This window comes from Stenotrophomonas sp. (assembly GCF_031995405.1).
Taxonomy (GTDB): Bacteria; Pseudomonadota; Gammaproteobacteria; order Xanthomonadales; family Xanthomonadaceae; genus Stenotrophomonas.
Genome location: NZ_DAMAGC010000191.1, coordinates 1 through 3,079, shown reverse-complemented (window position 1 = coordinate 3,079; position 3,079 = coordinate 1). Strand labels below are relative to the sequence as shown.

Genomic DNA, 3,079 nt, shown 5'->3' with positions numbered 1-3,079 from the left:
GCCCAGGAATACAGCCTGCGCTACGCGGTGATCTTCAAGTTCCTGCGTGAGGATGGCAGCGAGCTGGTGCCGCAGCAGGTGATCGAGCTGTCGCGCGATTACGTGTCGCCGCCGACCGACGCCACCGGTACCACCACCGAGCGCGAGATCCTCGCCGACGAACTGCGTCGTGAAATGTCGGCCTCGATCATGCGTCGCATCGACAGCGTGGTGCGGGCCGAGATGGAAGGTCGCGTGCCGGCCAAGCCGGCCGCCCCGACCACCGCCCCGGTTGAACCGCCGGTGCAGCCGCCGGCCGCCCCCACCCAGGGGCACTGACCGGTCCGCCCGCGGACCGGCGCGCCAGGATGGAACTGCGACCCGAACAACTCGCCAGTCAACCGGCCAGCCAGGCGCTGTCACCGGTTTACCTGATCGCCGGCCCGGAGACCCTGCGCGTGCTAGAAGCCGCCGATGCGGTGCGCGCCCGCGCGCGCGCCGACGGTATCGACGAGCGTGAGGTGTTCGATGCCGATGGCCGCGATTTCGATTGGGACCAGGTCGGTGCCAGTTTCAACGCGCCCAGCCTGTTCAGTGCGCGCCGGCTGATGGAGCTGCGCCTGCCCAGCGGCAAGCCGGGCAAGGACGGTGCCGAGGTGATCAGCCAGTTCTGTGCCAACCCGGCGCCGGACGTGATCCTGATGATCACCTGCAACGAATGGAGCAAGGCCCACCAGGGCAAGTGGGCCGAGGCGGTCAATCGCGTCGGCGTGCTCTCGGTGGCCTGGGCGATCAAGCCGCATGAACTGCCGGACTGGATCGAGCGCCGCCTGCGCGGCAAGGGCCTGCGTGCCGAACCGGCCGCGGTGCAGCGCCTGGCCGAGCGGGTGGAAGGCAATCTGCTGGCCGCCGCGCAGGAAATCGACAAGCTGGCGCTGCTCGCCGCCGGTCAGACCCTGGACGTACAGACGATGGAGTCGCTGGTTGCCGATGCAGCCCGCTACGACGTCTTCCGCCTGCTTGAAGCCAGTTTCTCCGGGCAACCGGCGGCGGTGCTGCGGATGCTGGCCGGGTTGCGCGGGGAGGGTGAAGCGGTGGCCGCATTGATGCCGATGGTGATCCGCGAATTGCTGTCCACGGCGGGACTGGCGCGGGTGCAGGCGCGTGGTGGCAACCTGGCCGCGGAGATGAAGAGCCGCGGCATCTGGGAATCCCGCCAGGCCCCGTTCAAGCGCGCGCTGCAGCGACATCCCGAGCCCAGGCGCTGGGACCGTTTCGTGGCCGAGGCCGGCCTGGTCGATCGCATGGCCAAGGGGCGCGCCGACGGCGATCCGTGGCTGGGCGTGGAGCGCCTGCTGCTGGCGGTGTCCGAGGCCCGCGCGGTGCGCCTGCTGGCCCGCGCCTGAGCGGCATGGGCCTGCGCATCCACTACGGCGGCACCTTCGATCCGGTCCACCTGGGGCACCTGGCGATCGCACGCGCCGCGCGCGACCAGCTCCAGGTCGCCGTGCGCCTGCTGCCGGCGGCCGACCCGCCGCACCGCGCCCCGCCGGGTGCCGATGCTGAACAACGCGCCCACATGCTGGCCCTGGCCATCGGCGAGGAGCCGGGCCTGCTGCTGGATCGCCGCGAGCTGGAGCGCGCGGCCCGCCAGCCGGGGGTGCCGTCCTACAGCGTGGACACCCTGCGCGAACTGCGTGCCGAGCTTGGCCCGCACCAGCCCCTGGCCTGGCTGGTCGGGGCCGACAGCCTGCTTGGCCTGACCGGCTGGCATGAGTGGGAGGCGCTGTTCGGGCTGGCCCATTTCATCGTCGCCGACCGTCCCGGCAGCCCGCTGGAGCAGGCCCTGCCGCCGGCCCTGGCCGCCGCGCTGGAGGGCCGCTGGGCCCGCCACGAGCGCGATCTGCTGGGTGCGCCGGCCGGCCGCGTGCTGCGCCTGCAGGCCCCGTTGCGCGAGGAGTCGGCCAGCGCGGTACGCCAGCGGATCGCCGCCGGCGGGGACTGGCGGGCGCTGCTGCCGGCGGCGGTGGCCGACTACATCGCCGAGCGCGGCCTGTACGGTGCGTCTTCACCGTGAATACGCTCGGGCGCCCGGGCCCGTATAATCGGCCCCACATTTATCGAGTCCACCCGCTTTGAGCAACCAAGCCCAGCCCCAGACCATCAAGGTCCAAATGCCGAATCCGGCGCCCTCCACCCTCCAGCTGCTGGAGTGCGTGCGCAAGGCCACCGAAGAACTGAAGGCCAAGGATCTCGTCGAAATCGACGTGATCGGCAAGTCCAGCGTCGCCGATTACATGGTGATCGCCTCGGGCACCTCAAGCCGGCACGTGAAGTCGATTGCCGATGAGGTGGTCAAGTTCGCCAAGCAGCTGGGGATGATGCCGCTGGGCGTGGAAGGCGAGCGCGAAGCCGAGTGGGTGCTGGTCGACCTGGGCGACGTGGTGGTGCATGTCATGCTGCCGCGCGTGCGCGAGTTCTACGCGCTGGAGCGCCTGTGGACGGTCGGCGACCAGCCGCCGAGCCTGCTCGACGACGCCGATGAAGGCGACGAGTACAACTACGACGCGCGCTGAGCGGCCGCGTTGGAGTCACGATGACGGCGCCGATGGCGCCGTTGTCATTTCAACGGCATCGTGGCCGATGCCGGGAGAGTGCAGATGAAAGCCAGGTTGATCGCTACCGGTGAGCGCGCGCCCTCGTGGGTGGCCCAGGGATTTGCCGAGTACCAGAAGCGTCTGTCGCACTGGTTGCCGTTCGAGCTGGTGGAGATCGAGCCGGGCCTGCGCGGCAAGGGCCGCGATGCGCGCCGCGCCACCGATGACGAGGGCAGGCGGGTGATCGCGGCACTGCCGAAGAATGCCTATGTGGTGGCGCTGGATGTGCCGGGCCGGCAGCTGAGTTCGGAGCAGCTGGCGCAGCGTCTGGAACACTGGCGCGGGCAGGGCAGGGACCTGGCGTTCCTGATCGGCGGGCCGGAGGGACATTCGTCCGAGGTATCGGCGCTGGCCGACGAGAAGTGGTGGATCGGGCCGCTGACGCTGCAGCACATGCTGGTGCGCCTGGTGGTGGCAGAGCAGCTGTATCGCGCGGCGGCGAT

Annotated in this window: 5 protein-coding genes; all 5 read left to right on the top strand. The window is 70.3% G+C overall.

From position 1 onward, the window contains the following. Nucleotides 1-318, top strand: a 318-nt coding sequence (lptE, locus tag RTO53_RS19495) for an LPS assembly lipoprotein LptE (RefSeq protein ID WP_345784553.1), incomplete at its 5' end; no start/stop codon positions are given. Nucleotides 319-347: 29 nt separating this feature from the next. Then, nucleotides 348-1,385 (top strand): DNA polymerase III subunit delta, encoded by a 1,038-nt coding sequence (gene holA, locus RTO53_RS19490; RefSeq protein ID WP_312239322.1) that lies wholly within the window; start codon nucleotides 348-350, stop codon nucleotides 1,383-1,385. 5 nt (nucleotides 1,386-1,390) lie between these two features. Beyond that, on the top strand, nucleotides 1,391-2,056 hold the full coding sequence (nadD, locus tag RTO53_RS19485) for a nicotinate-nucleotide adenylyltransferase (RefSeq protein WP_312239321.1): 666 nt from the start codon (nucleotides 1,391-1,393) through the stop codon (nucleotides 2,054-2,056). A gap of 97 nt (nucleotides 2,057-2,153) precedes the next feature. Next, nucleotides 2,154-2,555: a ribosome silencing factor gene (rsfS, locus tag RTO53_RS19480; RefSeq protein ID WP_312239320.1), complete on the top strand. Its 402-nt coding sequence runs from the start codon at nucleotides 2,154-2,156 to the stop codon at nucleotides 2,553-2,555. An 84-nt stretch (nucleotides 2,556-2,639) separates the two neighbouring features. Continuing rightward, on the top strand, nucleotides 2,640-3,079 hold a 440-nt coding region (gene rlmH / locus RTO53_RS19475; protein WP_312239319.1), incomplete at its 3' end, for a 23S rRNA (pseudouridine(1915)-N(3))-methyltransferase RlmH.

Excerpts from the sequence above, each read along its gene's own strand:
- nadD (WP_312239321.1), top strand. The coding sequence starts at position 1,391 with ATGGGCCTGCGCATCCACTACGGCGGCACCTTCGATCCGGTCCACCTG.
- rsfS (WP_312239320.1), top strand. The coding sequence starts at position 2,154 with ATGCCGAATCCGGCGCCCTCCACCCTCCAGCTGCTGGAGTGCGTGCGC.
- holA (WP_312239322.1), top strand. The coding sequence starts at position 348 with ATGGAACTGCGACCCGAACAACTCGCCAGTCAACCGGCCAGCCAGGCG.